Annotated in this window: 23 protein-coding genes; 8 read left to right on the forward strand and 15 right to left on the reverse strand. The window is 60.9% G+C overall.

Annotated elements, in window-relative coordinates; genetic code table 11:
- Position 1: 1 nt before the first annotated feature.
- The 4 genes from mpaC to AYX22_RS18745 all read right to left on the reverse strand — a co-directional run bounded on the left by mpaC (position 2) and on the right by AYX22_RS18745 (position 4,133).
- Positions 2-1,216 carry a daptide-type RiPP biosynthesis dehydogenase gene (gene mpaC, locus AYX22_RS18730; RefSeq protein WP_242703403.1) on the reverse strand — a complete coding sequence of 405 codons (1,215 nt, stop codon included), beginning with the start codon at positions 1,214-1,216 and terminating at the stop codon, positions 2-4.
- Positions 1,213-2,502 carry a daptide-type RiPP biosynthesis aminotransferase gene (gene mpaD, locus AYX22_RS18735; protein WP_207594911.1) on the reverse strand — a complete coding sequence of 430 codons (1,290 nt, stop codon included), beginning with the start codon at positions 2,500-2,502 and terminating at the stop codon, positions 1,213-1,215. The genes mpaC and mpaD overlap by 4 nt, the downstream gene beginning before the upstream one ends.
- Positions 2,502-3,524, reverse strand: a complete 1,023-nt coding sequence (gene mpaB, locus AYX22_RS18740) for a daptide biosynthesis RiPP recognition protein (RefSeq protein WP_207594913.1) — start codon at positions 3,522-3,524, stop codon at positions 2,502-2,504. The genes mpaD and mpaB overlap by 1 nt, the downstream gene beginning before the upstream one ends.
- 228 nt (positions 3,525-3,752) lie before the next feature.
- A complete protein-coding gene (locus AYX22_RS18745; protein ID WP_207594915.1) occupies positions 3,753-4,133 on the reverse strand; it encodes a hypothetical protein in 381 nt (126 codons plus the stop codon).
- 239 nt (positions 4,134-4,372) lie between these two features.
- Here AYX22_RS18745 and AYX22_RS18750 point away from each other — a divergent pair, with 239 nt between their 5' ends.
- Positions 4,373-4,948 carry a hypothetical protein gene (locus tag AYX22_RS18750; protein ID WP_242703404.1) on the forward strand — a complete coding sequence of 192 codons (576 nt, stop codon included), beginning with the start codon at positions 4,373-4,375 and terminating at the stop codon, positions 4,946-4,948.
- Positions 4,949-5,031: 83 nt separating this feature from the next.
- Here AYX22_RS18750 and AYX22_RS18755 read toward each other — a convergent pair whose 3' ends face one another.
- The 3 genes from AYX22_RS18755 to AYX22_RS18765 are packed head-to-tail and all read right to left on the reverse strand — an operon-like array spanning position 5,032 to position 8,725.
- Positions 5,032-6,354, reverse strand: coding sequence for an MFS transporter (locus tag AYX22_RS18755; RefSeq protein WP_207594916.1), 1,323 nt, complete (start codon positions 6,352-6,354; stop codon positions 5,032-5,034).
- Positions 6,351-7,943, reverse strand: coding sequence for an AMP-binding protein (locus AYX22_RS18760; RefSeq protein ID WP_207594918.1), 1,593 nt, complete (start codon positions 7,941-7,943; stop codon positions 6,351-6,353). The genes AYX22_RS18755 and AYX22_RS18760 overlap by 4 nt, the downstream gene beginning before the upstream one ends.
- 17 nt (positions 7,944-7,960) lie before the next feature.
- A complete protein-coding gene (locus AYX22_RS18765; protein WP_207594920.1) occupies positions 7,961-8,725 on the reverse strand; it encodes an enoyl-CoA hydratase/isomerase family protein in 765 nt (254 codons plus the stop codon).
- Between the two features lie 116 nt (positions 8,726-8,841).
- Here AYX22_RS18765 and AYX22_RS18770 point away from each other — a divergent pair, with 116 nt between their 5' ends.
- From AYX22_RS18770 to AYX22_RS18780, 3 genes are all read left to right on the forward strand, one after another.
- Positions 8,842-9,735: a LysR substrate-binding domain-containing protein gene (locus AYX22_RS18770; protein WP_207594922.1), complete on the forward strand. Its 894-nt coding sequence runs from the start codon at positions 8,842-8,844 to the stop codon at positions 9,733-9,735.
- A gap of 211 nt (positions 9,736-9,946) precedes the next feature.
- Positions 9,947-10,330: a DUF1304 family protein gene (locus tag AYX22_RS18775; protein ID WP_207594924.1), complete on the forward strand. Its 384-nt coding sequence runs from the start codon at positions 9,947-9,949 to the stop codon at positions 10,328-10,330.
- Between the two features lie 195 nt (positions 10,331-10,525).
- On the forward strand, positions 10,526-11,218 hold the full coding sequence (locus AYX22_RS18780; RefSeq protein WP_207594926.1) for an HAD family hydrolase: 693 nt from the start codon (positions 10,526-10,528) through the stop codon (positions 11,216-11,218).
- A gap of 725 nt (positions 11,219-11,943) precedes the next feature.
- Here the strand turns inward: AYX22_RS18780 and AYX22_RS18785 are convergent.
- From AYX22_RS18785 to AYX22_RS18820, 8 genes are all read right to left on the reverse strand, one after another.
- A complete protein-coding gene (locus AYX22_RS18785) occupies positions 11,944-12,360 on the reverse strand; it encodes a hypothetical protein (protein ID WP_242703405.1) in 417 nt (138 codons plus the stop codon).
- A gap of 95 nt (positions 12,361-12,455) precedes the next feature.
- Complete coding sequence (locus AYX22_RS18790) at positions 12,456-12,869, reverse strand: hypothetical protein (RefSeq protein WP_207594928.1); 414 nt, start codon at positions 12,867-12,869, stop codon at positions 12,456-12,458.
- A gap of 723 nt (positions 12,870-13,592) precedes the next feature.
- Complete coding sequence (locus AYX22_RS18795) at positions 13,593-14,342, reverse strand: ThuA domain-containing protein (protein WP_207594930.1); 750 nt, start codon at positions 14,340-14,342, stop codon at positions 13,593-13,595.
- A 1-nt stretch (position 14,343) separates the two neighbouring features.
- Positions 14,344-15,447, reverse strand: a complete 1,104-nt coding sequence (locus tag AYX22_RS18800; protein WP_039242955.1) for a Gfo/Idh/MocA family oxidoreductase — start codon at positions 15,445-15,447, stop codon at positions 14,344-14,346.
- A 65-nt stretch (positions 15,448-15,512) separates the two neighbouring features.
- On the reverse strand, positions 15,513-16,412 hold the full coding sequence (locus AYX22_RS18805) for a carbohydrate ABC transporter permease (protein WP_207594932.1): 900 nt from the start codon (positions 16,410-16,412) through the stop codon (positions 15,513-15,515).
- Complete coding sequence (locus tag AYX22_RS18810; RefSeq protein WP_207594934.1) at positions 16,409-17,350, reverse strand: sugar ABC transporter permease; 942 nt, start codon at positions 17,348-17,350, stop codon at positions 16,409-16,411. The genes AYX22_RS18805 and AYX22_RS18810 overlap by 4 nt, the downstream gene beginning before the upstream one ends.
- A gap of 2 nt (positions 17,351-17,352) precedes the next feature.
- A complete protein-coding gene (locus AYX22_RS18815) occupies positions 17,353-18,660 on the reverse strand; it encodes an ABC transporter substrate-binding protein (RefSeq protein WP_207594936.1) in 1,308 nt (435 codons plus the stop codon).
- A 199-nt stretch (positions 18,661-18,859) separates the two neighbouring features.
- A complete protein-coding gene (locus AYX22_RS18820; protein WP_207594938.1) occupies positions 18,860-19,855 on the reverse strand; it encodes a LacI family DNA-binding transcriptional regulator in 996 nt (331 codons plus the stop codon).
- 820 nt (positions 19,856-20,675) lie between these two features.
- Here AYX22_RS18820 and AYX22_RS18825 point away from each other — a divergent pair.
- The 4 genes from AYX22_RS18825 (at position 20,676) to AYX22_RS18840 (ending at position 23,892) form a co-directional block, all read left to right on the forward strand.
- Positions 20,676-20,999 carry a hypothetical protein gene (locus AYX22_RS18825; RefSeq protein WP_207594940.1) on the forward strand — a complete coding sequence of 108 codons (324 nt, stop codon included), beginning with the start codon at positions 20,676-20,678 and terminating at the stop codon, positions 20,997-20,999.
- On the forward strand, positions 20,999-21,376 hold the full coding sequence (locus AYX22_RS18830) for a hypothetical protein (protein WP_207594942.1): 378 nt from the start codon (positions 20,999-21,001) through the stop codon (positions 21,374-21,376). The genes AYX22_RS18825 and AYX22_RS18830 overlap by 1 nt, the downstream gene beginning before the upstream one ends.
- Positions 21,377-21,962: 586 nt before the next feature.
- The gene (locus tag AYX22_RS18835; RefSeq protein ID WP_207594944.1) at positions 21,963-22,949 is read left to right on the forward strand and encodes a thymidylate synthase; all 987 of its coding nucleotides are present in this window, start codon (positions 21,963-21,965) and stop codon (positions 22,947-22,949) included.
- Positions 22,939-23,892 carry a hypothetical protein gene (locus AYX22_RS18840; RefSeq protein ID WP_207594946.1) on the forward strand — a complete coding sequence of 318 codons (954 nt, stop codon included), beginning with the start codon at positions 22,939-22,941 and terminating at the stop codon, positions 23,890-23,892. Before AYX22_RS18835 ends, AYX22_RS18840 begins: the two co-directional genes overlap by 11 nt.

Here is a 23,892-nt window from a genome sequence, read left to right on the forward strand (position 1 = left end):
TTCACCCCCTCTCCCCTGCCTCTGGTAGATTGCCCGTGGGGCCTGGCAAGATGTGGGATCCTCCCGCAGCGGCGCTGAGGATGTGCTGGATCTGTGCGGCGTCGATGCCTCGAAGCATCGGAAGCCCGCCGCCCCAGTTGCGGATGCAGGCGTCTGTGGTGCGGACCAGGATTTCCTCGGTGATGGATGGGAGCCCCGTGACGCCCCACTGCCACATCAACTCGTCAATACCCCGCCCAGGATCGGGATCCAGTGAAGGTTCCGTTGCCGTCACCATGTTCCAGAGGTGCTTGAGCCGTGTGGAATCGCCCCACCCTGCGGCGCCCTCACCGATTTCCCTCCAGATGGGGCCAATCACCGAGGCCGTTGCCGTCATTTTCCGCGCGCCCGTGACGTAGGAGAGCTCGTTCGCCACGTACCAGTGCTTGGCGCCGTAAGGGTTGCGCCCCATCAGTGCCCAGCCGGTGTGCGTTTCCATGCTCAGGCGGGCGGCGGCCAGCCTCAGCTCCGGAGCATCCTGGCAGGACAGTTGCTGCCCCAGCTGCACTATCCGTTGGATGAGTGCATGGCCGTCGTCGTCGAAGATGCTGTGGTGGCTGCCAATCATGGTCCCGGCCACGCGCAGGAACGCTTCAAGCAGCCCCTCGTAAACCAGCCGTTTGGACAGGGTGGCGAGGTGTCCGGCGTCGAGCAGTGCAGCGTCACCTGTCAGGTGCCGCGAGACAATCAAACGGCGTCCGACGGCGGTGTCCAGGCACGCTACGGCGCTGACTTCGGCGCCGGTCCCCACGGTGGACGGCATCAGAATGGTCTTGGGACGTTCCTTGGGGTTGGTCACCGGCGGGAGGACCAGGAGGCCTGAGCGTTTGGCATGGCGTTCGGCGAAGATGGCCAGGCTCGGATCCGCAGTGAACAGCGCGGCGAGCTTGACCGCGTCCAGGACTGAGCCTCCGCCGAGCCCCGCAACGGTCTGAAGTCCGTTTTCGCGGATGAAGCTACCCACCGTCCGGACGGTTTCCACGGTCACTGGCGTCGCGTGCAGGTCCAGGACCGGTGCACCGTTGAGGTGGCCGGCCAACAGCTTGTCCCGGTGTCCTCCCAGGTGGCTGTCCACCACCAATCCCGTCCGTCCGCGGGTCAGGCCGCCGATGTACTTGGAGGCCGTGCCGTCGTCGAGGATGACACAGCGGGTCCGCCACATGTGGTCCGCGATCATGCGAAGACCCCATCTTTTTCGGCAGCGGCCAGGCCAGTGCGGATGGCCTGGCGCAGTTCCTCGAAGTTCTCCTCCGTATAGATGAGTGCGGGCAGGAGTTGGATTCGTCCCGGCCCGGCTTGCACGATTGCCCCGGCGTCGTGGATGCGCCGTACTACGGCAAGGACGCCGTTTGATGAAAGGGGTGTTCCGTTGCGGGACAGCATTTTGATGGCCCTTATGCAGCCGCGGCCCGTGGAATTGCCTATGCCTCGAGTGTTTTGCAGGTCCTCGATGAGGTCGCTGAGGCCAGAGGCCACCTGCTTGGTCAGGGTGTTGTGGTCCAGTCTTTTCATCTCGGCGATGGTGCTGATGATCGCCGCGCACGTTGCCGGGGTGCCTGCCTGTGTTTCCCCGTGAACGAAGACGGATTCGTTCTTATCGAAAGCTTCTGTCACCCGCTGTGCGATCAGGAGGGCGGCGCAGGCGCTGGTGCCGTTGGTCAGTCCCTTGGACGTAACGATGACGTCTGGTTGCTGAGGCCACGCGTCGGAGGCGAACCAGCCATTTACCCTCCCGAAGCCGGTGGCTACCTCGTCGGCCACCACGAGAAAGCCGTGCCGGTCCCGGTATTTGATGACCGCTTCGATGAAAGCGTCAGGGACCGCTTCCGCGCCTGATCCAAGGACGGGCTCCATGATGACCGCTGCAATCCTGGGGCCTTCTCTGCGCATGAGCTGCGCCAGTTCCGCACCGTCGTCGTCAAAGCTGATGTGCCGGATACTCCGCCGGTCTACTCCGTACACGACTTGTCCCAGTTCATCGCCGCTCAGGGCCTGGCTTCCATACGTCAGCCCGTGATAACTGCCCTTCAGCCCGACGACAAGTTTCCGTTCAGGCTGCCCGTCCAGGACGAAGTACTGGCGTGCCAGCTTCATCACGGCATCGTTGGCAGCGCCTCCGGAGGTAGAGAAGAGGACGCGGTGGAAGCTGTGGGACGGCAGGTTCAACAAGGCTTTGGAAGCTTCAATGGCCGCGCGGTGAGCCGTGCGAAAGAGCGGAAGGTAGGACGCCTTGTGGAGTTCCTTGGCTACGGCCCCAGCGATGTTCCCGTTTCCGTAGCCCAGGTTGGTGTTCCAGAGCCCGCTCTTGGCGCAGAGGCGTTGCCGTCCGTCGTCGAAGGTGACATGGACTCCGTTGGCACTGACGGCTGTATGGCTTTCCCCTGCGAAGTCGTGCTGGGAGACGAGTGGGACCCACAGCGGGAGTTGTGTCCTGGGGGTGGGAAGGATCGGCACAACGGTCATCAGCGTGCACCAACAATGTCGATACCGAGTTGCCCAAACCGGTCCAGGACAGCATGGGCGGCTTCCTCGGCGAGCGCAGCTGAAACTTTGATGGCCGGCGCCGCTGCGATGGCAGCCACCCTGACGTCGCGAAGGTTGGAAACGGCTTCGATAATGGCGGCGGCGTCCGGACCGATCTTGAAGAGACGCCCGGTCTGGGCGTCCAGAAGGGTATGGTCATTCCCCCGCTTCAGGATGAAGGGAGCATGCGCTGACGGCAAACCGTCCCTCAGCGCTGCGCCGTAGAGGCTGGCTCCGAATCCCACCAGCCTGGTGGCGGCACGGTCCTCGCGGGCTACGAACTTCCAGGCGTCCAACGCGGCCAGGTAGCGGGCAATCCACGGTTTGGCGGCCAGCGACTCGTAGATGTCCCAGGGGTAGTAGGCCGCGGCAACGGCGGACTCCGGCCGGAGGGCGATGGACCTGATCCGCAGGTCAGCGAGAGCGTCCCCAACCGTGCCGATCTTGGTTCCGTAGGGTCCGCTGAGAACGGATCCACCCCACGTGATGTGGAGCCTGGCCAGAAGGAGATTGTCCTTTGGCGCCCCGCTCAGCAGTCCCCGCTCAGCCAGCACCGCATTGACCTCGGTAAGTTGCTGGACGAAGTGGCCTGTTCGGCAGGCTTCCTCGGCGTCGTCGAAGAAGGCCTGCCAGTCCTCTTTGGTGGTGATCCTGACTACCGTCACACCCACAAGATTCACGAACGGGATTGCCACATAGTCCTGGATTTCCAGACTCAGCCTGCCGTCCACCAGGAGTTCTTCTCCTGCGACGTCGAAGGATCCCGTGACGGGCACGATGCCCGGGTCCGTGTTGTCCCCGTTGAGGACCAGGATGGTGGAGTCCTCGCCGGCCAGCGTCTTCGCGTAGCCGGTGTGGTCAGGATTCTCGACAAAAATGACGTGGCCCGGGATACGCCCCGGAATGCCGGTGATCCACTGATCCACAGCGGCGGCAATGCTCTGTTGCTGACTCAGCTTCAATGACCCAACCCCCAATAGTTGTGCACTCTTCTCCGGAGCAGTCCCGGCATCATTTCCGGGTGCTCGTTATGAGAAGGACACTATGGGCGGGCCGAAGGGCCACAGGGCGGAAAGCGGAAACTAGGTGGTGAATCGGCCGAAATTAGGGGTTATTTGGGAGCGTCTAGGTGGTGGTTGGGGGTGGCCTAGGTGGTGGAAGAAACAGGGCCGGATCCCAAGAGATGGGGCTCAGTGCCCGGGCATCTCCAGGCAGCCGCCGTCCATAATGCTGCCGCCGGTAGAAATGTCAACCTTGCCGTCGAAAGCCACATATCCGAAGAGGCATCCGCCTTGCGGCGACGCTGCCCCAAACCGCACACCATTTCCGTTGTCATCCGTCTGCACCGCGTCCGTAAGTCCAACGGAGCCGAACGCTTCCACTACTGCAGTTGCGGTGGTGGGCTCGCTGAGTGATTCAAGTGCCTTTCGAGCGGGTTCAAGATAGGAATTGAGATGTTCCCGCATGTCCGGCGTCAGGACTCTTCGCTGGCGGTACAGCTCGTTCGCCGCCATGGCCGCTTCAGGATCCACGACCACACAGTCCTCCGTCACCACCGGGATTCCCTCCACAGAGCGACACACTTGCGGGGGCGTGCTTGGGGTCGGAGCATCAGTCGGCGCCGTGCTCACCCCTCCCGGAATCGCACAGCTGGTGGTCCCCAGGATGGCTGCCGGGATCAAACAAGACAGAAGTGTTTTGGATAATTTTTTCCCCATCCAAGGACCCTACGGGACTGCCACTGTTCGGACCAGTTAATTCATCCATCGATTTTAGGTTGTCACCAACCAGTCGCGCAGTACCATGCCTTATGGAATCTTTCACCTGGGCAAAAGCCTCCACTGATCACCCCGAGAAAACCAAGGTCGCCGTTCTGCTTCCCGGTTCCGGATATCCAGTGGAGGGCCCGGTCCTCTTCTGGATTGGTGAAATGCTGGGAGCCCTGGGCTGGCATGTTCAGGCTGCCCGGTGGACTCCTGATGATTCGCCCAGTGCTGCCCCTCACGAATTTGCGGCCGCTGCTGCCACGCAGGCTTTTGCTGCCGCCCCCGACGCCGATCAGCGATTGATTGTCGCCAAATCATTTAGCACTTTGTGTATCCCGTGGGCCGAGGAAGCTCGCATCCCCGGCATCTGGCTGACACCACTGCTCACCGATGAGCGGGTCAGAAGCACCATCGGTGCATCGTCAAAGGACGACCTGTTCATCGGAGGTTCGCAGGACAAACTGTGGGACGGCGGTCGTAAATCAGAGAGTGCAGGAACGTTCTTTGAGGTGCCCGGAGCCGACCACTCTTTGCAGATCCCTGGAGATTGGCGCGCCTCCCAACAAGCCCAAGCTGAAGTGTTCACACGGGTTGAGGAGTTTGCCCTCGGGCTGGCCTAAACGCCAATATTCAGCGGGAATAAAAGAGGTTGGGCTGGGCGCTGACGAGCGCCCAGCCCAACCCAGTTTCAAGCTGAACGCCTCTACAGAACCGTGGTCCGAGTCAGCGACAGGTCCTTCGTCTCGCGGAAGAACAAGACCACCACCACGCCGGATGCCAGTGCCATGCCCATCAGGTAGAAGGCCGGAGCCAGCGGGGTTCCGAAGCCGGCCACCAGGCCGGTGGCCACGAAGGGCGCAGTTCCACCGAACAGCACGTAGGCCAGGGTGTAGCCAATAGCTGAGCCGGAGGCCCGGACCGAGGAAGGGAACATCTCCACCAGCGCCGGAACGTTGGAGGTTCCGATCACGGCTACCAACGCACCCAGGACGCTCGTTCCAAGGATCGCGAAGCCGAGACCCAGCGGCATGATGGAGAACGCGGGGATGGTCATCACCACGAAGCCAACGCACGCCACCAGCAGCATCTTCTTACGACCAAAGCGGTCGCTCCCACGCGCAGCCAGAGGACAAACTGCCGTGTACACCAGCATGGTGATCACGCTGGTGATCATCGATTCGGCAGAGGAGTAGCCAAGGCTTGAGGTCATGTACGCGATCATGTAGCTGCTCATCAGGTAGTAAGCGATGGCGTTGGTGATGCTGTATCCGAAGAGCGTGAAGATCTGGCGGGAGCACATTCGGATGGCATCACCCAGGGGCCGCTTTGCCACTTCGCCAGTCTTTTCCAAACCGCGGAACACGGGAGTGTCGTCCACCTTGGACCGGATATACAGGCCAATCAAACCAAGAGGTGCCGCGAGCAGGAACGGAATCCGCCAGCCCCAGGCTTGAAGGTCTTCCGTGCTCAAGGTGGCAGTAATGGCGGCACCCAGCAACGCGCCGGCAACCGAGGCCAGCCCAACGGTGGCCGGGATGATGCTGGCGTACGTTGCCCGCTTTCCTTCCGGGGCGTACTCAACAATGAAGGCCGAGGAACCCGTGTATTCGCCGCCCGTTGTGAAGCCCTGCACCGCACGGAACAGGAACAGCAGGATCGGAGCCCACACGCCGATCACCGCGAACGTCGGCAGGATACCGATGCAGAACGTCGCCGCACTCATGATCAGCACACACAGGCCGAGCATCTTGTTACGGCCAATCCGGTCGCCGTAGCGTCCAAAGAAAGCCGCCCCCAGCGGCCTGGCGATGAAGCCGCCGGCGAAGATCGCCCACACGGCCAGAAGTGACGCCGTCGTGGAGTAATCAGGGAAGAAGAGCTTCGCGATGGTGACGGACATGACCGCATAGGCCGCGGAGTCGAACCATTCGACGAAATTTCCGACGGCGGCCGCTGCGGCGACGCGCTTCAGGCTGCGCCGGGGGGAGGACTCGGTGTCAGCGACTTTCTGGGTCATCGTATTCATGATTGTTGTCCTTCGGGGCGGGGAGAGGCTACAACGTGTGGGAGTTCGCGGAGCTGGGCGCGCTGGACTTTGCCGGTGGCAGACTTCGGGAGCGCGGTGACGTATTCAATGAATCGTGGGTAGGCGAAGCGGGAGAAGTTCTCCTTCACATGCGCCACGATGGTTTCTCTCAGTTCCGCTCCCCCAGCGTGACCGGGCATTAGTTCGATCCATGCCTTGATGGACTGGCCGCGTAGCTCGTCAGGCACACCTGTCACAGACACGTCCCTGACGGGATCGAGCTCGCGAATGACTGCCTCCAGCTCATAGGGTCCAACGCGGTATCCGGACGTTTTGATGACGTCGTCGGTCCTCCCCAGGAACCAGAAATAGCCGTCATCGTCCGTGTAGGCCTGGTCCTTGGTGTGGTACCAACCGCCCCCGAATGCAGTGGCGGACGCCTCCGGCATGTTCCAGTATCCCAAGGGAAATTGCGGGTTGGAGCGCGCACGGAGGCAGATCTCGCCGGTCTCGCCGACCGGGACTTCCTGCTCGTTTTCGTCCAGCAACCGGACGTCCCATCCAGGAAGTGGACGGCCCATGGACCCCGGCTTCACTGGCACATCGGGGTAGTTGCCCAGCAGCGGGTAGGACTCGGTGGAACCGTAATAGTCCAGCAGCGTCACCCCGTACTGCGACTCGAACCAGGTGATCAGGTCCGGCGTCAGCGGCTCGTTGGACGAGCAAACCGTCCGCAGGGACAGCGGGAAACGAGTACCGGCGTCGGGCACCTCTTCGCGCATCTTGCGCAGGAACGTCGGATTGACGAGGGCACTGGTGACGCGGTGGCGGCTCATGCTGTCCAGGAGGGCTGCGGGGTTGAAGCCGCCGCTGGGCCGGAAGACCAAATGCGTGGCACCGAGTCGCAGCGGGCCCATGAGCTTGGCGAGCGACCACGCCCAGTCCCCCGCGCCGTAAAACACGTCGCCGTCGCCGATCTGGTGGCAGTATTCGAACTCGTTGTGGCCCAACAGGGTCCGGTGTGCGTGCACGATTCCCTTCGCGCGGCCGGTAGTTCCCGAGGTGTAGAAGATGAGTGCGGGGTCGTCGGCTGCGGTTTCGACGTCCTGGAACTCTGTGGGTTCCTCTTTGATGGCCGGGCTGTCGATGTCGATGAAGGTGCCCTCGTAGTCCTGGAACAGGTGTTTCGCTGACTCCTCGGCGATGATCACCGACGCGCCGCTGTCTTCCAGCCGGAAGCGGATGGGCTCCGCGGCCCAGAGCAGGGACATGGTGACCAGGATGGCACCGGTCCGCAGCACACCGAGGTACGCGGCCGGGGTGTCGGAGCGCTGGGGCAACAAGACGGCGACGCGGTCACCTTTCTTGATGCCGGCCTTTTGCAGCGTGCTCGCGATCTGGCGGGAACGGTCCTGGATTTCGCCCCAGCTCACCTCTCGTTGACCTTCGACGGCGGACTCCAGGATGAGTGCCCGCTTGTCCCTTGGGTGGTGGTCGGCGACGTCGACGGCCATGTTGTAGAGCTCCGGAATCTCCCAGCGGTGGCTGTTCCGTAGTTCGATGTAGCGGTCTTGGGTGGCTGTTTTCACTTTGGTGTCCCGTCCCTTCAGCGGCGGCCGGCGAGGAAGCGGGCCATCTCGCGCTGCGGTTCGCCGGTGCCGTATGCCTCGCGGTGAACACGCTTGGCTTCTGCCATCGCGTCGCTGAGGTCGTCGTCTTCCAGGCTGCGCAGGCGGTTCTTGGTCAAGCGGACCGCGCCCGGAGGAAGCAGGCTCAAGCGGGCGGCGAGGTCCTTCGCGTAAGCCAGCACGCCGCCGTCGTCCGCCAAGTAGTTAAGGAGGCCGAGCCGCTGAGCCTCGGCAGCATCCACCAGCTCGCCGGTGAGGACGAATTGGGAGGTCTTGGACTTGCCGAGGATGCTCCACATGGCCCAGATGCCGGTGATGCTGGGGATGCCGGAGAGGACTTCGGGCTGGCCCATGCGGACTTTGGAGTCGCCGACGCGCAGGTCCGCGAGGAGCGAGTACTGGAAACCGGAGCCGGCGGCGACGCCGTTGACCGCGGCGATGGTGATCTGGTCGAGGTTGCGCACGGCGCGGTAGAGGCGGTCGAAGCCGTCGATCCAGGCCTCGGCGGACCCGTGGTCCTCGGGGTTCATGGATGCGGTCTCGGCGAGGTCCTGCCCCGCGCAGAAAGCACGGCCGCTGCCGGTGAGGATGACTGTGCGGACCTCGTCGTTGCCTTTGAGGCTTTCCAGATAGTCGATGAGTTCGTTGCGCATGGCCTCGGTCCAGGCGTTGAGCTTGTCCGGGCGGTTGAGGGTGATGATGGCGGTGGGGCCGGTCTGTTCGAAGAGGACATCCTGGGACATTAGGGAGTTTCCTTTGGTTCGTTGGGGCTTCTTGATTCCCATCTGACCATCGGCGAATGTGACCCGTCTAACATCAACATCTACTCGCCTTGATATCAAACTGATATGGTGCGGCGATGGACCTCCACCATCTCAAGTACTTTGTGGTGCTCTCCGAAGAGCTTCATTTCGGCCGTGCTGCGCAGCGTCTGCATATGGCCCAGCCGCCACTTTCGCAGCGGATCAAGGATCTGGAGAAGGAGCTCGGAGTGCTGCTGTTCCACCGCCGACGCACCGGTGTGGAGCTCTCCGAAGCAGGAGCCTTGCTGTTGGAGCACGCGCGTGGGGTGCTGGATCACGTGGCTATGGCGCAGGAGTCGATGCGTCGGATCCGGCCTGGCGCTTCGGGAATCCTGCAGGTGGCCGTGCCGCCTGACACGAACCCGGTTGCCCTGTCCACGATGGTTTCTACGTTTGCTGCGTCTGCGCCTGATGTTCTGTTGAACCTGCACGAGCTCACCACCGTTGAGCAGGTTGAGCGACTGCGCGACGGCGAACTGGACGTTGCCGTGGTGCGTCACCCTTTGAGCAGCGTGGGTTTCGAGTCGGGTGCTTTGTATTCGCGGGCTCTAGGTGTGGTGCTCAATGCTTCGCACCCGCTGGCCGCGCTTGAGTCTGTGCGGCTTGGCGATCTTGCCGGGAGCCCGTTGATCATCTTCCCGCGGCACATGGCGCCCACTCTGTACGACTCGTTTCTGCACACGTGCCGGGATTTTGGCTATCTTCCTGCGGCTATTGTTCATGCGCGGAATCAGCACTTCACGCACGGGCTGATCCTGGCCGGCCGCGGGGTGCACTTCAACGAGGAGCCGTGGACGCCTCTTCCTTCGGGGATAGTGTGGCGTCCTTTGGTTGGTGATCCGTTGGCATGGCGGACCTCGGCGCTGTGGCTGAAGAGTCGACGGTCAGCGGAGACGGATGCGTTCGCTGCGGCAGTTGGGGCCGGGCTGGAAGCGGGTGGGCACGGTTGATTGAGAGCGTTTGCAGAACCCCTTGAAGGTCTTGGCGCCTGAAGCGTAACCTGCACGCAAGAATGCGTTCGCTGCGGCAGTTGGGGCCGGGCTGGAAGCGGGTGGGCACGGTTGATTGAGAGCGTTTGCAGAACCCCTTGAAGGTCTTGGCGCCTGAAGCGTAACCTGCACGCAAGAAGCGGAGATTGCAAGATCGGCCTAGGAGCGCGGCATGAATGTGCTGAGCCAGATACTCGCCGGATCCACCAGCCTGGCGCTGATAAGCGTTGGCATCCTGGAGATCTTCTTCCATGGCGATCAACGGTTCCACCGGATCTTCCTCATTAGGCCGGAAGACGTGCGCGCAGTGCGGATGTGGGCGATGAATGTTGGCGCCTACAACATCACCTTCGGCCTGGGCATCGCAGTGGGCCTGTGGCTGGTGAACTTCTCAAGCAGTCCCGCCAGCGGGTCGGCGATAATCATCTTCTGCTGCTCGTGCCACGTCTTCCTTGGTTTCTGGCTCTGGGTCACAGAGAAGCGCCTTCTGGTCAGCGCCATCGGTCAGTCTCTCTTTCCCGCGCTGGTGATTGTTTTCTACGTTCTTCTTCACTAGTGGGGCAGCAGTGAATGACCGACAGGACTTCGATTGAGTTGCTCGACTACGCCGCGGCGATCTGGTCGGCAACACCGTATCCGGCTGCCACCGCCGCTCCGGCTGGACGTGATGACTGGGGGCCCTTGGTGCCGGCCATCGCGCGGCAGAACAGGTCCGTCGGCAATATGAGGAACAGCGGGCTACGCTTGGCGGGTGCAAATTCGAGCCGTCCTGTTCGATCTAGACAACACTCTGTTCGATCATCCGTCATCCGCCCGTGCCGGTGTGGATGCTTTTCTTCAACATCTTGGAACGGAGGGTTCCAACGAACTTACACGTTGCTGGTTTCAAATCGAGGAAGTCATTTACAACCGGTTCCTCGCGAACGAACTCACATTCCAGGAACAGCGCCGTGAGCGACTCCGCCAGTTCCTCCCGTTAGCCGGGCTTTCAGTTCCCCAAACGAGCGCCCGAATCGATGAGCTATTCAACAAATACCTCGAGAACTACGAGGACGCCTGGATGGCCTTTCCAGACGCGGCGCCGGCATTGAAGAACCTCCGGGCCATCGGCATGCCGGTGGGCATCATCACCAACGGGAACCACGACCAGCAAACGTCCAAGGTCAACAGAATCGGGCTCGAACCCCTCCTCGACCGGGTATTCAGCTCCGAACACATAAACCACGCCAAACCGGCACAAGAGGCGTTCTTACAGCCCTGCAGAAGCATGAATGTGTCGCCGGCGGCGACCCTTTATATCGGAGACAACTACCGAGTCGATGTCGAAGGAGCCCGGAACGCGGGGCTACAAGCCTTACATCTCAACCGCGAAGGCTCGATGCGGGAGGGAACCATCCAAAGCCTTGCGGAATTGCCTCTTCGCCTCGTCGAAGGATCCCTTTAGGTTCGTCGGTTGTACGCGAAAAACCCCACGGAGCACTATTTTGGACTCTCCTTTGTCGACCGAATGTCTCCCCTCGGAACGCGCCCGTTAACCGATCCCTACCGGGTACTCGGCCGAGCATGCGAAATGCTCAAGCGTCGCTCGCTTCGACGAGTAACGGGACATCCCGGGCTGCGCTGGGACGAGGATTCTAGGAGTCGAGTCCAGGCACCGACGCCTTCAAAAGTGTGATCACTTCAGGATCGATTTGGGGCTCCCGGACGAGGCTCACTATCGGTTCGTACCACCGCAATACACAATCGGAATTAAGCCTCCCGAATGCAATCAGGTCTTCGTCCGAAAGGTTATCCCCGTCGATGAGCCGGCGAAGGGAAGCAAGTGACTCTGACGCAAGAATGATCAATTCTGCGTCAACCGGAGCGATCGGCTCGCCGCTAGTCCACGATCGGAGAGGCTCGCCGGGCCTGTAGTTGGAAGATTCCCGGGGCACTTCTGGTGTGCTACTCATTGTGTGCAGCCTACCGGCAGTCGTGCAGGGCAGAACTGAGCTGGAGGCCTATACGCTATCCGCAGCCATGGACCAAGCGGAGCACCGCCCGCAAGCCGGTCCCCACCGCTCGCTATGAGAGATCCAGCTGCACGCCCTAACAAGCCCGCCGTTCCAGCTACTGGCAATTCCCGTCAGACCCGCCCGCAAGACTGCGGTGTAGGCGCCCTATACCGCTTCATGGTTTTCGCTCCTCTTCCCCGGAATCACGACCTTTTGATTCGCTGTCCACTTCGTACGGGACGACGACGACTTGAACGTCGTCTTCATAAATGACGGTGCCGGGATCGGTTGAGTAGAACACGCGGCAGGGGACGTCATGCCGGCGCAGAAGATCGATGTAGAAATCCGTTTTCTCCAACAAGTGAGTGGCCGACACTTTGAACCAAGCCTGTGCGCCCGGGGCTGCGTAGATCGACGCCTCAGGCGTTACGTAAGCCGCGTCGTAAAATTCGTTGGTACTGCGCCAACGGCCCCAATCTTCGGTGCTGAGGCTGCCCTCCTTCGCCAATCGGTTCGCCAGGGCGAAGATCCCAAGGTGTCGCCCTTTTGCATCAGGTGTACTCGATTGGTAGCGCACAAAGCGTTGTTCCATAACGCCTAGCCAACCAGCTGGGTTATCGGATCACAGGGATTGACGACGCGGCGTCCGTATCAGCCCTTCGTGCTGACGGACGGGTCGAGTCTCGACTAGCCGCCAGCCAGCCGCCCCTCCGAACGTCGTCGCAGTGACATTAAAGCGAGCGCGTACAACAGGCCGCGGGCCACGCCGAACAACCAAGGGAATGGCAGGTCGAAGCCTATCCAGAACACTGCTTCCACAGGCAGGAGGACTAGCCCAAGAACCAGCCCGGACTTGCGCCCCCTCCACGCCAGCCAAGCCGCCCACGACGCAACCAGCACTACACCAAGGAAAGCAATGAGCAGCGCCACGAAGGTCCAGCTTTGCAGGCCGTCCCATGGACCCGCGTACATCGGGAACAGGTCCATGAACATCGGCAGGTACCCGTTCTTTAGGAGGTAGATGCCGACTGGAATAGCCGGGATCCCGAATGCTGCAGCGTAGATCCACGTCAGCACGGCCGCTACACGCGCTTTCCGCATCGTCTTCCTCGTTTCGGCCCGCCCCAAGCATTTCCGGCTGCCAGAGGAGCCGGTTACAACCAGTGTGGAGCAGGGCGTTCCTCGACGGAAGCGGCCAGCGATTTCGATCTTAGGAACACTCCTGGCTCCAAAGGATTCCTACAGATATCAAGTTCTGACCGGTGCACCAGGGCAAAGTCCTGTATGTCCACTGATTGATGTCGGATTATGGGTTTCAGGGCGCCCAAACTGGCTCGGAGTCGAGGGATAGGAAAAGTGTTCGCATGAGAGAAAGCCGGTCCAGCCGAGCCACGGAGGATATCGCTTTCGCCCAATTTGCCGGCTCATTCACTGCCTATGCTCTTATGCTGTTGGCGTTCCTTGTCCTCCTCATATTCCGACCCAGTGCCTACGACCCGAGTACCTACTGGGCCATGGCACTCATGGCGTTCCTCTTCGTTACCGCATTATTCATCGTTATAGTACGAGGCGTCCGAGGCCTGAAACGCCTCAACGCATCGGTGAAGGAGGACCGCAGACGCAGCGCCGCGGGTCTCATACAAGAGCGGGAAGACCCTCAACTACCAGAAACACCGTCCGGCCCCGGGACGGAATAGTTATACCGACGCTCGATCCCCCGGGGTCTGGGCACGTCCATCGAAAGACGGAACCGCCGTCACGATGCTCCTGTTCCTTGCTGGCTCTTCGACGGCAGCCAGCGAGATGAATGGAAGCCCTCGCGTCCTACGCTTCCTCGAACCACCCCCGCGCTGGATTGGAGACCTCCGGCGTCTCCCGGAACACGCCAGGCTGCGCAACCCAGCCGACACCGTTGGCGATCACCTTCTGGATCTGCGGCTGGTGGTACACCGGGTATTCCTGGTCGCCGGGGCTGAAGTAGAAGATCCGGCCCTTGCCACGGGAGAAGGTCACGCCGGAGCGGAACACCTCGCCACCTTCAAAGGAGCTGATGAAGATGAGGTCATCGGGCTCTGGGATGTCGAACAGTTCGCCGTACATTTCCTGCTGCGGAATCACGATCGGGCTCTCGATACCTGCCGCGATGGGGTGAGACGGCTTGACCGTCCACACGAGCTCACGTTCGCCCTCGTTGCGCCACTTCAGCGAGCAGGTGGTCCCCAGCAACCGGGTAAAGATCTTAGCGAAATGCCCCGAGTGCAGCACCACCAAGCCCATGCCGCCGAGCACGTGGCGCTGCACGCGCTCCACTACCTCATTAGCAACCTCCCCATGCGCAATGTGCCCCCACCACAGCAGCACGTCGGTCTGCTCCAGCACCTCTTCAGAAAGTCCGTGCTCGGGATCGGCGAGTGTCGCCGTCGAGATTTCGGAGTCCGGGTAGAAGCCGCGGAGCCCGGCGGCGATGGCGCCATGGATCCCTTCGGGGTACATCTCGCCGATCGTGGCGGGCTCGTTGCGGGCCTCGTGGACGGCCTCGTTCCAGACGACAATCTTCAATTTCGAATCAGACATTTCAGAGCACCACTTCACGTTGTTCAAGGGCGGATTTGTAGCAAGCGTCGAGCACCAGGGCGCGGCTCAAGGCAAGGGACCCGTCATGGCTTCCCCACACAGTCTCGCCGCCGCGCACAGCGGCGATGAAGTCGTCGACGACGGCCTGGTGGGCCCGTCCGGGCTCGGCCACCACCTCGAAGTCGGCGTTTTCGCCGTCCTTCTCGGTGAAGACATGAACGTCCGCCACCGGGTTCTCGGAGGCGCCGACCGAGCGCAAGTCCGCGCCGCCGTCGGTCCCGTAAACGGTGAAGTCCATCAGGTCCCGCTCGTCGCGGTAGGTGGCCCAGCCCGCTTCCAAGATCAAAGTACCGCCCCCTTCCAGCCGGATGAACGCCGAAGCGAAGTCTTCCACTTCAAACTTATGACTCGAGTTCGAAGCTGTGTAGCGGGCGTTGCCGCCGAGGCCGCGCGGGCCAAGTTCGGAGTGGGTCGACGCGGAAACGGCCAGCACCTTGGGCTCGCCGAGGAGGTGCAGCGAGTAGTCCAGGACGTGCACGCCGATGTCAGCAAGCGGTCCGCCGCCGGCGAGTTCCGGGTTGGTGAACCAGCTGCCCAGCATCGGAATGCCCTGCCTGCGCAGCCAGGATGCCTTGGCGTAGTACGGGCGACCCAGCGTCCCGGCGTCGATCACTTCCTTGAGCGCCTGGATGTCGCCGCGGCGGCGGTGGTTGAACGCGACGTCCAGCACGCGGCCGGCCTTGCGGGCGGCGTCCACCATCTGTTGACCTTCGACGGCGTTACGCGCCAACGGCTTTTCGCTCAGCACATGCAGTCCGCGCTCGAGCGACGCAATGGCGATCGGTGCGTGCAGGAACGTCGGCACGGCGACGCTGACGGCGTCGAGGCCTTCGAGCTCGATCATGTCCTCCCACCGGGCGAACGCGTGGGGAATGCTGTACTCCTCCTTCAGCTGGGCAAGGAGGTCGGCTTCCATGCCCGCGACGGCGACAATTTCGACGCCGTCGATGTTGCTGTACGCCTTGAGGTGCTGCTGGCCGGCCCAACCGATGCCCACAACTCCTACTTTGAGGGTTGCGGACGGGGCCTGCTGCTGAATGCTCACGTTGTTCCTGTTCTTTCTGGGGTTTCTTAGAGTCTGTGAGGGGTTTGGGGACTTCGTGACGGGGCCTAGCCCTTGACCGCTCCGGCCGTCATGCCGGAAACGATGCGCTTCTGGCACACGAGCACCAGGATCACGAGTGGGACGGTGATGATCACCGAGGCGGCGCTGATGGTGCCGAGGGGTTGGTCGAACTCGCTGGTGCCGCTGAAGAACGCAATCGCGACAGGTACCGGCCGGGCTTCGGGCGAGGTGGTCAGCGTGACGGCCAGGAGGAATTCATTCCAGACCGAGATGAATACCAGGATCGCCGTCGTCGCCAGGCCGGGGACCGCGAGCGGCAGGATCACCTTCCGGAAGGCCACAAACGGCGTGGCGCCATCCATGTACGCGGATTCCTCCAGCTCACGCGGGATCTCCTTGAAGAAGGACGTCAGCGTGTAGATCGCCAGCGGCAACGCGAACGTCAGCTTCGGAATGATGAGGCCCAGCAGAGTGTCATACAACCCGATCTCGCGCCAGATGGAGAACATTGGGGCCGCGATGGCGATGGCCGGGAACGTGGTGACCGAGAGGATCAGCGTCAGGATCATCGCCTTGCGGCGCATCTTCAGCCGGGCCAGCGCATACGCGGCGAAGGACGCGAACACCAGCGCCACGGTTGTAGTCACGACGGCGATAATCACCGAATTGCGCAAAGCCAGGAGGAACTCGGGGTTATGGAAGACCACCAGATAGTTCTCGAGGGTCGGTTGGCTCGGGAAGAGCTCGCCTTGGGACAGGCTCGCGCCCTTCTTGAGCGAGGTGTTGACCAGCCAGTAGAACGGGATGAGCGAGAAAGCCATGACAGCCACCACGAACACCCAGACCAGGGGATGCAGTTTCGATTCCCCACGCAACCGACGCTTTGGCGCCTTGGGGCGCGTGGCGAGTTCCGCCGTCGGGCGTTCTGCAGTCAGCGTGCTCATTGTTCCTCCTTCGCGACGTCGCGGATGTTGCCGCCGGCGAAGCGGACGTAGATGACCGAGACCACCATGACGGTGAGGAAGGTCAGGATGGAAAGCGCCGAGCCTTCGCCCACCAGCCGGTTTTCGCGCAACTGGGTGTAGGCGAGCATGGACATGGATTCGGTACCGTTGGCGCCGCGGGTGAGGACGAACGGCAGGTCGAAGACGCGGAGGGCATCCATGGTGCGGAAGATCGCGGCGAGGACGATTGCCGGGCGCAGGAGCGGCAGGGTGATGTTGACGAAGGTCTGCCATTTGCTGGCGCCGTCGAGTTCCGCGGCCTCGTACGTTTCGGCGGAGATGACCTGCAGGCCGGCCAGGATGATGAGCGCCGCGAACGGGGTGGTCTTCCAGACGTCGGCCATGACGATCACGGCCATCGCGTAGCCGTGTTCACCGAGCCACACGACGTCGCCGCCCGGCAGCCCCAGCGTGGAAAGGACGTTGGTGACCAGGCCCATGTTGGGCTGGAACATCGTTTGCCAGGTGATGGCGCTGACCACGGTGATGATCGCGTACGGCAGCAGAACCACGGTGCGCAGGACGGCGCGGCCCTTGAACGCGAGGTTGAGCAGGAGCGCCATGGCCGTACCGAGGACGAGTTCCAGGCTGACCGAGAGGCCTGCGAAGAGGAAGGTTTGGCCGAACGCAGCCCACCACTCTTGGCTTGCCAGGGCGTTGATGTAGTTTTCCAGGCCCACGAAGCGGGACAGGCCTGCGGTGCGGACGCTGTACTGGTTCAGCGAGAGCCAGATTGCGTAGCCGATGGGGACCGCCGCAACCAGCGCCATGATGACCAGCGACGGCGCGGTCATGCGGAACGCGAGCTTGCGCTCGGCGCGGTCGCGGCCGCTTGTCTTCGCTGGGCCGCGGCTTGGCGAGATCGTTTTGGTGACCATGATCAGAAGCTCGCCTTGGCGGCAGTGATTTCCTCGGCCATCTTCTGCACGGCGTCCTCGGTGGAGGCGGTGCCGGAAAGGACGGCGTAGACGTTCTTGTAGATCGCCTGCGAGATCTGCGGGTAGACCGGCGAGATGGGGCGCGGCTTGGCACCCTTCACCGAGGCGAGGAGTTCGGTGGCGAACGGCATCTTCTGGAGAACCGCCGGGTCAGAGTAGGCAGCTTCGTTTACGGGTGCCTGGGAGTAGTCCATGGCCACGTGCTTCTGCCAGTCCGGGGTGGTGGCGAAGTCGATGAATGCGACAGCCCCGGCCTGGTTGGTGGAGTGCGCCGAGATGGCGAGGTTCCAGCCGCCCAGCACGCCGGAGGCCTTGCCGCCTTCCCATGCGGGCAGCGGCGCGACCGCGAAGCTGGACGCCAGCGGTGTCGCGTTGAGCAGGCGGTAAACGTGCGGCCAGTTGCGCTGGTATCCAAAGTCGCCGGACTCGTAGGCGAGGCGGGCCGGGTCTTCGTTGTAGGTGAGGACTGCGCGGTCGGCTGAGCCGTTCTTGAGTCCGTCGCTCATGAAGTTGAGGACGTCGCGGGTTTCCTTGGAGTCGATTTTTACGTCGCCCTGGTCGTTGAGGACTTCGCCGCCTGCGCTGTAGAGCATTTCGAGGAAGTTCACTGTGAGGCCTTCGTACTGCTTGCCCTGGTAGACGTAGCCGTTGCCGGGAGCCTTGGCGGCTTCTGCGTAGAGCTGCTGCCAGGACTCGGGCTTGGCTACCTTGTCCTTCTGGTAGTAGATCAGCCCGGCGTTGGTGAAGAACGGCGAGCCCCAGTACTTGTCCTGGTACTTGGTGGTTTCCACAGTGGAGGGGATGAGTCGGTCCTTGTTGGCCTCCACCAGTTTGGTCTGGTCCAGCAGCCAACCCTGGGAGGCGAACTCGGAGGTCCAGATGACGTCCGTGACGAAGAGGTCGCACTCAGTGGACTTGCCTTCGAGCCGCTGCACGATTTGCGTGCGCGCCTCATCCGTGGTGGCACCGATCTCGGTGTACTTGGCCGTGACCTTGCCGTTCGCCATGGTGAACGCCTCTGCCGTGCCCTTGTAGATGCCGCTTGCGTCCTTGACGCCGCAGATGTTCACGGCACCGCTGGCATTAGCGCCCGACGCCGGATCGGCAGCTGCCGCTTGCTCGGCACCTTGGGGTGCCGCTCCCCCGCCGCACGCGCTGAGCAGGAGGGCCGCTGCTATTGCGGTCGCGGCTAGGGCTGTGCGTTTTGCGGCTTTGTTCTGGAGCGGAGAGGCAGGTCGGTTCAAGTCCACAAGTGGCTCCTTTGGTGGCTGTGGGCGGTGGCGTTCAGTGCGCGTTTTGGCTGTCCCGCGTCCTGATGGTGGCTTCTTTGCCGGTGGTTCTGTTGTTTCGTGGAATCGATTCTAAATGTGTTCAAAAGAATCGGCCTTACGGCCGTGGAATCGATTCCAAAGTAGTGTGACAGGGACCACTGAAGGCTGTCAACCCTCTTTATTTCGTGGAGTCTCGGATGACGAGTTCGTGCGGGAGGAAAGTTCTCCCCTTGCGATGTGAACCCTCGACTGTCATTCGTTCGAGGAGTTCAGCGAAGGCTACACGGCCCATTTGATAGGCCGGCTGGCGGACCGTGGTTAGCTCCGGGACGCACATTTCTGCCTGGGCAGAGTCATCGAAACCTGCCACGGCGATGTCTTGTGGAACGCGGACTCCGGCATCCGTGAGTTCCCGAACGCACCCGGCAGCGACTACGTCGGTGCCGCAGAAGACGGCGTCCGGGAGGTCTTTGGATTCCAGGAGCTTCTTTGTGAGGTTGCGACCGGCGTGGAACCCGAAGTTGCCCTCTCCGAGCAGAATCTGGTCCGATGCCAAGCCCGACTCAGTGAGCGCCTGACGGAAGCCTTCCTCGCGCAGCCGGCCCGAGCGGGCGCCCCTATGCGCGAGCATAGCCAGCCTCTTGGCACCCGTGTCGATCAGATGTTTCGTGATGTCGTAGGCGGCCCGACGGTCATCGATGGACACTCCGAAGGCTGCCTCGGCGTCGACGATTTCACAGACCTGAACGACGCTCATTTGCGCGGCAACGGTGTTTACGTCGTCGTCCGGCATCGTTGGGGAAAAGATGACCAGCCCGTCCACGGAGCCATTCCGCAGCATGTCCACGAGCTGCTGTTCGCGGTCGAGGTCTCCGTCGGTAGCTGCGATGAGGCTGACGTAGCCGGAGTCTGCGGCTGCATCGCCGACACCACGGAAGACTTCGCTGATCACGAGGGAATCCAGATTCTTGGCCAAGGCGAGGACGCGCATTGTGCGGTCTCTTCGAAGGTCTCTTGCTGAAGCGAGAGGACGATAGCTGAGCTGGCGGATGGCGGTGTTGACCTTCTCCTTGGCCGCCTCACTGACAGCCAAGCTTCCGTTCAAGACGCGCGACACCGTTCCTACGGACACACCTGCCGTTTTGGCGACGTCCTGAACTGTCGGCCGAGCCATTCATTGTCCTTCCGCGAGCAGTGACAGTGATCCTTGCCGCCATGCCCCTGCGGTGCCCACTCTAGCGAGATTCTTATGGCAAAGGCTCTTGGCAGGTGGCCATACACTTCATGGCTGTCGACATGATCAATCATTTGGCCCTTTGAACCGACCTATTGGGTGGTGCCTGAAGTGCCCAGACCACAGTCTCCCATCAGCGCGATGCAGCTCACGCTTCTGTTAGATGACGACGCGTGGAACACCTAGTCACTCTTTCTGGACACTCATTTTCGCCCAAATCACCACCTAATTTCCCCAAATCCACACCTAGATTCGGCTTTTCGGCACTAGGGGGTGAAATTCTCGGGCTAGGTTCGCCGTGTACTAGCGCAGTCCAGGGTTACCACAGAACAAAGAGCGCGCGTCGTTCTTTCCTTTCTGCGCCCAGCCCTGCGCAGATAGCGCAGAACCGTCGGACAAACTGTCCGAGGAAAATCTATTTGGGGATCGCATGCATATTTTTAGAAGTTCTAGGAAAAGCATATTTCGCATAACCACAATGATCGTGGCCGTCCTGGCAATACTCTCAGCATCGGTGGGCCCTGCAAACGCTGCCGCTTCGCGCACTGTCTCACTCGACGGGACGGGTGTTACGTTGTTGGAACCGACTCAGGCCCAGCGGAAGGAGGCGCTGATCCGTCTGGAGCAAGCGCGTCTGCAGGACCCAACGGGCTTCCGCCAGCGCGTAAAACTGATCCAGAGTTCGAAAGCGCTAAAGAAGTACTTGTCGGCAGACCGTCGTTTCGACGCTCGTCAGCAACAAGAGTTCTTGGCAGCTTCAATGCCCACGGACGCTCTCAAGTCGCTCGTATCGCTGACAGATTCCGGGTATCTGACTCTTGAACTGACGGATGGCCCGAACAACACGAAGGTCGCCAAGCTCGTCAAAGCTAAGCCTGTGATGGTTGGTGGCGGCAAAGGGTCCACGGCAATGATGCCCATGTTTCCTCAGTGCCCGTCCGCTTGGGCAGCTCTCTGGGCTTGGTGGGGAACGAACATGGCGTTCTGTGGCGCTATGGGATTCTTCGGGCCCATGGCCATGATCGGCTGCTCAGCAGTAATGACCGCAGCAGGAAGCCTCATCGACTTCAACAGAGGCTGCTGATGAACGCCACGACTGACAGCCTTGAACGGAACTACTGGCTGGGCTTGTCCGGGATGTACGGACTGACCTTGAGCGTCGTAGCCATGGCGGCCTGGCCATGGCCACTGATCATGGTGGCCTCATTTCTTCTGTTCGCCGTCATGCAAGCAGTCCGCTACCGGCAGCTCGGTCGCCAAATTCAAGGCAAGCTCGCAACGGCAAACCCAGGGGGCGCCGCCTTGGCTGGCACTTTTGGGCTAGGCGCCATCCTCCTGCAGGGCACTCCGATGGCACTGTGGGCGGGCCCTGTCCTGGGGCTTGGAACATTTGTGGGAATGTACCTGTATCTGCGCAAGTTCGGGCGCTTCCATGGGGAATCGCCCACGGCCGCTACCTGATCAGTTACAGCGATAACCTGCGAGGCCGCGCAGTCTGGTGCGATTACGCCGAACTGCGCGGCCCTGCCACGGCCGCCTCGGTTCTGCCCCGCACGCGCTACTGCGGGTCGGGTTGCAGCGTCGCCGCCCGTAGGAAGACTAAACTGACCACGAAAGAGTCCAAATTCTTGGCGAGCGTTAGAACGCGCATCTTTCGATGATGGCCAAAGTCCCGGCCTGAGGCAAGCGGCCCGAAACCGGGTTGGCGGATGGCGGCGCTGAGCTTTTCCTTGCTCGCTTTGCTGGCCGCCAGACTTCTGCTCAAAGTCGCGGGACACCGACTCTACAGACACTCCCGCCGATTTGACGTCGTCCTGACCTATCGGCCGAGCCAGCCGTTGTCCTTCAGAGGCCAATGAGGCGGGCCCTTGCAGCCACGACACTGCCCCGTTAGTGGCGCTTCTCAGCAAAGCCGCAGGTGAAATGGCATAGCCCCTCAGGAAAAGGGCGGAACATCTAGGGGGGCCTCGACACATAGCAAGGAATTTCCCGATCAAGCACGTAACAGAGCAACAGAGACCATACACTGTCTGGAAACACTTGGGGGGTGAGGGAACTGCGGAATCATTTGTTGGCCGAGACGATTGACGACCTCATGCAGGAGGCCTACGAACTCGTACTGAACGATGGCCTGGAAATAAGACCCTCTAAGGGGCCGGCCAAAGAACTATTTGGTGTACTACTCGAGCTTGAGAATCCGCGGGCCAGGGTAAGCCGAAGCCAACGCCGCGAAAAAATCTTCAGTGCCCTAGGAGAATTGCTCTGGTACCTGTCGGGATCCGACGACTCCACCCAGATTAGCCACTACGTTCGGTACTACGAAGACCCAGGTCTTTCCATTGACGGCCACGTTACAGGGGCTTATGGCCCTAGGCTCATGAGTTTCGATGGTGTGAACCAAATCGATCGAGTTATTCAAACACTACGCCAGAAGCCTGATTCGCGGAATGCTCTGATTCAACTCTTCGACCATGAGGACACCGACAACGCGCCGTGTACTTTGGCAATACAGTTTGTGGTACGTGAGGGTCACCTCACCGTAATGACAAGCATGCGGTCCAACGATCTTTATCTGGGCCTTCCTCACGATATTTTCGCTTTCACTATGATCCAGGAAATAGTTGCCCGCTCCTTGAGCGTCAAAGTTGGAAGATATTTCCACTCAGTAGGCAGCCTTCATCTATACGAGAAGCACTACCGTGCTGCTCGTGAGTATCAGGATGAAGGTTGGCACCTGAATGTTGACATGCCCTCAATGCCCGCTGGAGACCCCTGGCCAGCGATACGGCACCTTATTCGAACCGAGGAAGAGATTCGCACAGCATCCCATGTTGAGATTGATAGCATCGATCTCCCACCCGAACCCTATTGGCGTGATCTATCCCTGCTCTTGTATGCGCATAAACTCATCCTTGAGAAACGCCTTGGCGATTTGGTACCTATCAAGGAAGCCCTCGACAGTCCCTACTTCCGCACAATCATCCAAGATCGAATAGACATGCGCACCAACGGAATGAGTCACAATGTCAACTAGCGGCAAGGCTGAGCGCCCATATTACCAACCACGGTTTGATAAGATCAGTGAACGCATACGACTATTCGAAAAAAATATTGCACAACTACCAGGTATCGAGGATGATCAGGAGCGCGAGGTACTTGTCAATCAACTGATAGATAGCGAACGGAGAAATGAGCATTTTGACCGCTTGCTTAACCGAAAATTCTCGCAATCAGTCACAGATCCTCATGACGAACTTTTCGATCCACTCAAAGCAGCCATATATCATTGGGGACAGGGCAATGAGGATGAAGCTTGCTGGCTCGTCTTCCAATTTGTACACTTTGGCAAGCATCCGATCGCAGGATGGCGCTTCGTAAGAGAAGTCTATGGCCGCCTAGGCGGTAACCCACTTTGGTCTTGGGATGAGATCACGGGCGCGACGCCCGAGTTTAGAATTTGGCTTGGCGAAAATCAGAAGGAGCTTCTGCGCAAGGACCAAAGGCGCGGTTTTGGAAACCATAGAAAATATTCGAGTCTCAGTCATGAGAGTGCACGTGGTACTGCATCCGTCTTTGAGAGCTATGTAGAATGGATAATGACTCACGGAAGTCACCGCGCACTTATAGAAAACCATTCAGTTGGCCACTCGCCAACGGAAACCTTCGAATCTTTGTATCGGGCCATGTCGGTGGTCATGGACTTTGGCCGGATTGCGAAGTTTGATTACCTCATGACGATGTCTAGGCTGAGATTCTTCGATCTTCGACCAGGTCATTCATACCTCAAGGGTGCCACAGGACCCCTGCGTGGAGCGCGCCTACTCACAGGCGGCCCGGGAGCATCAACTCGGGCCCAGGAATTGGAAGATCTCCTTGCACAATTCTCGTCCGTGGTAGGCGTTACTCCAGATGTAGTCGAAGACGCCGTGTGTAACTGGCAGAAGAGTCCTGCAAAGTTCAGGAAATTCGTATTATAA

This window comes from Arthrobacter sp. D5-1, from assembly GCF_017357425.1.
GTDB lineage: Bacteria > Actinomycetota > Actinomycetes > Actinomycetales > Micrococcaceae > Arthrobacter.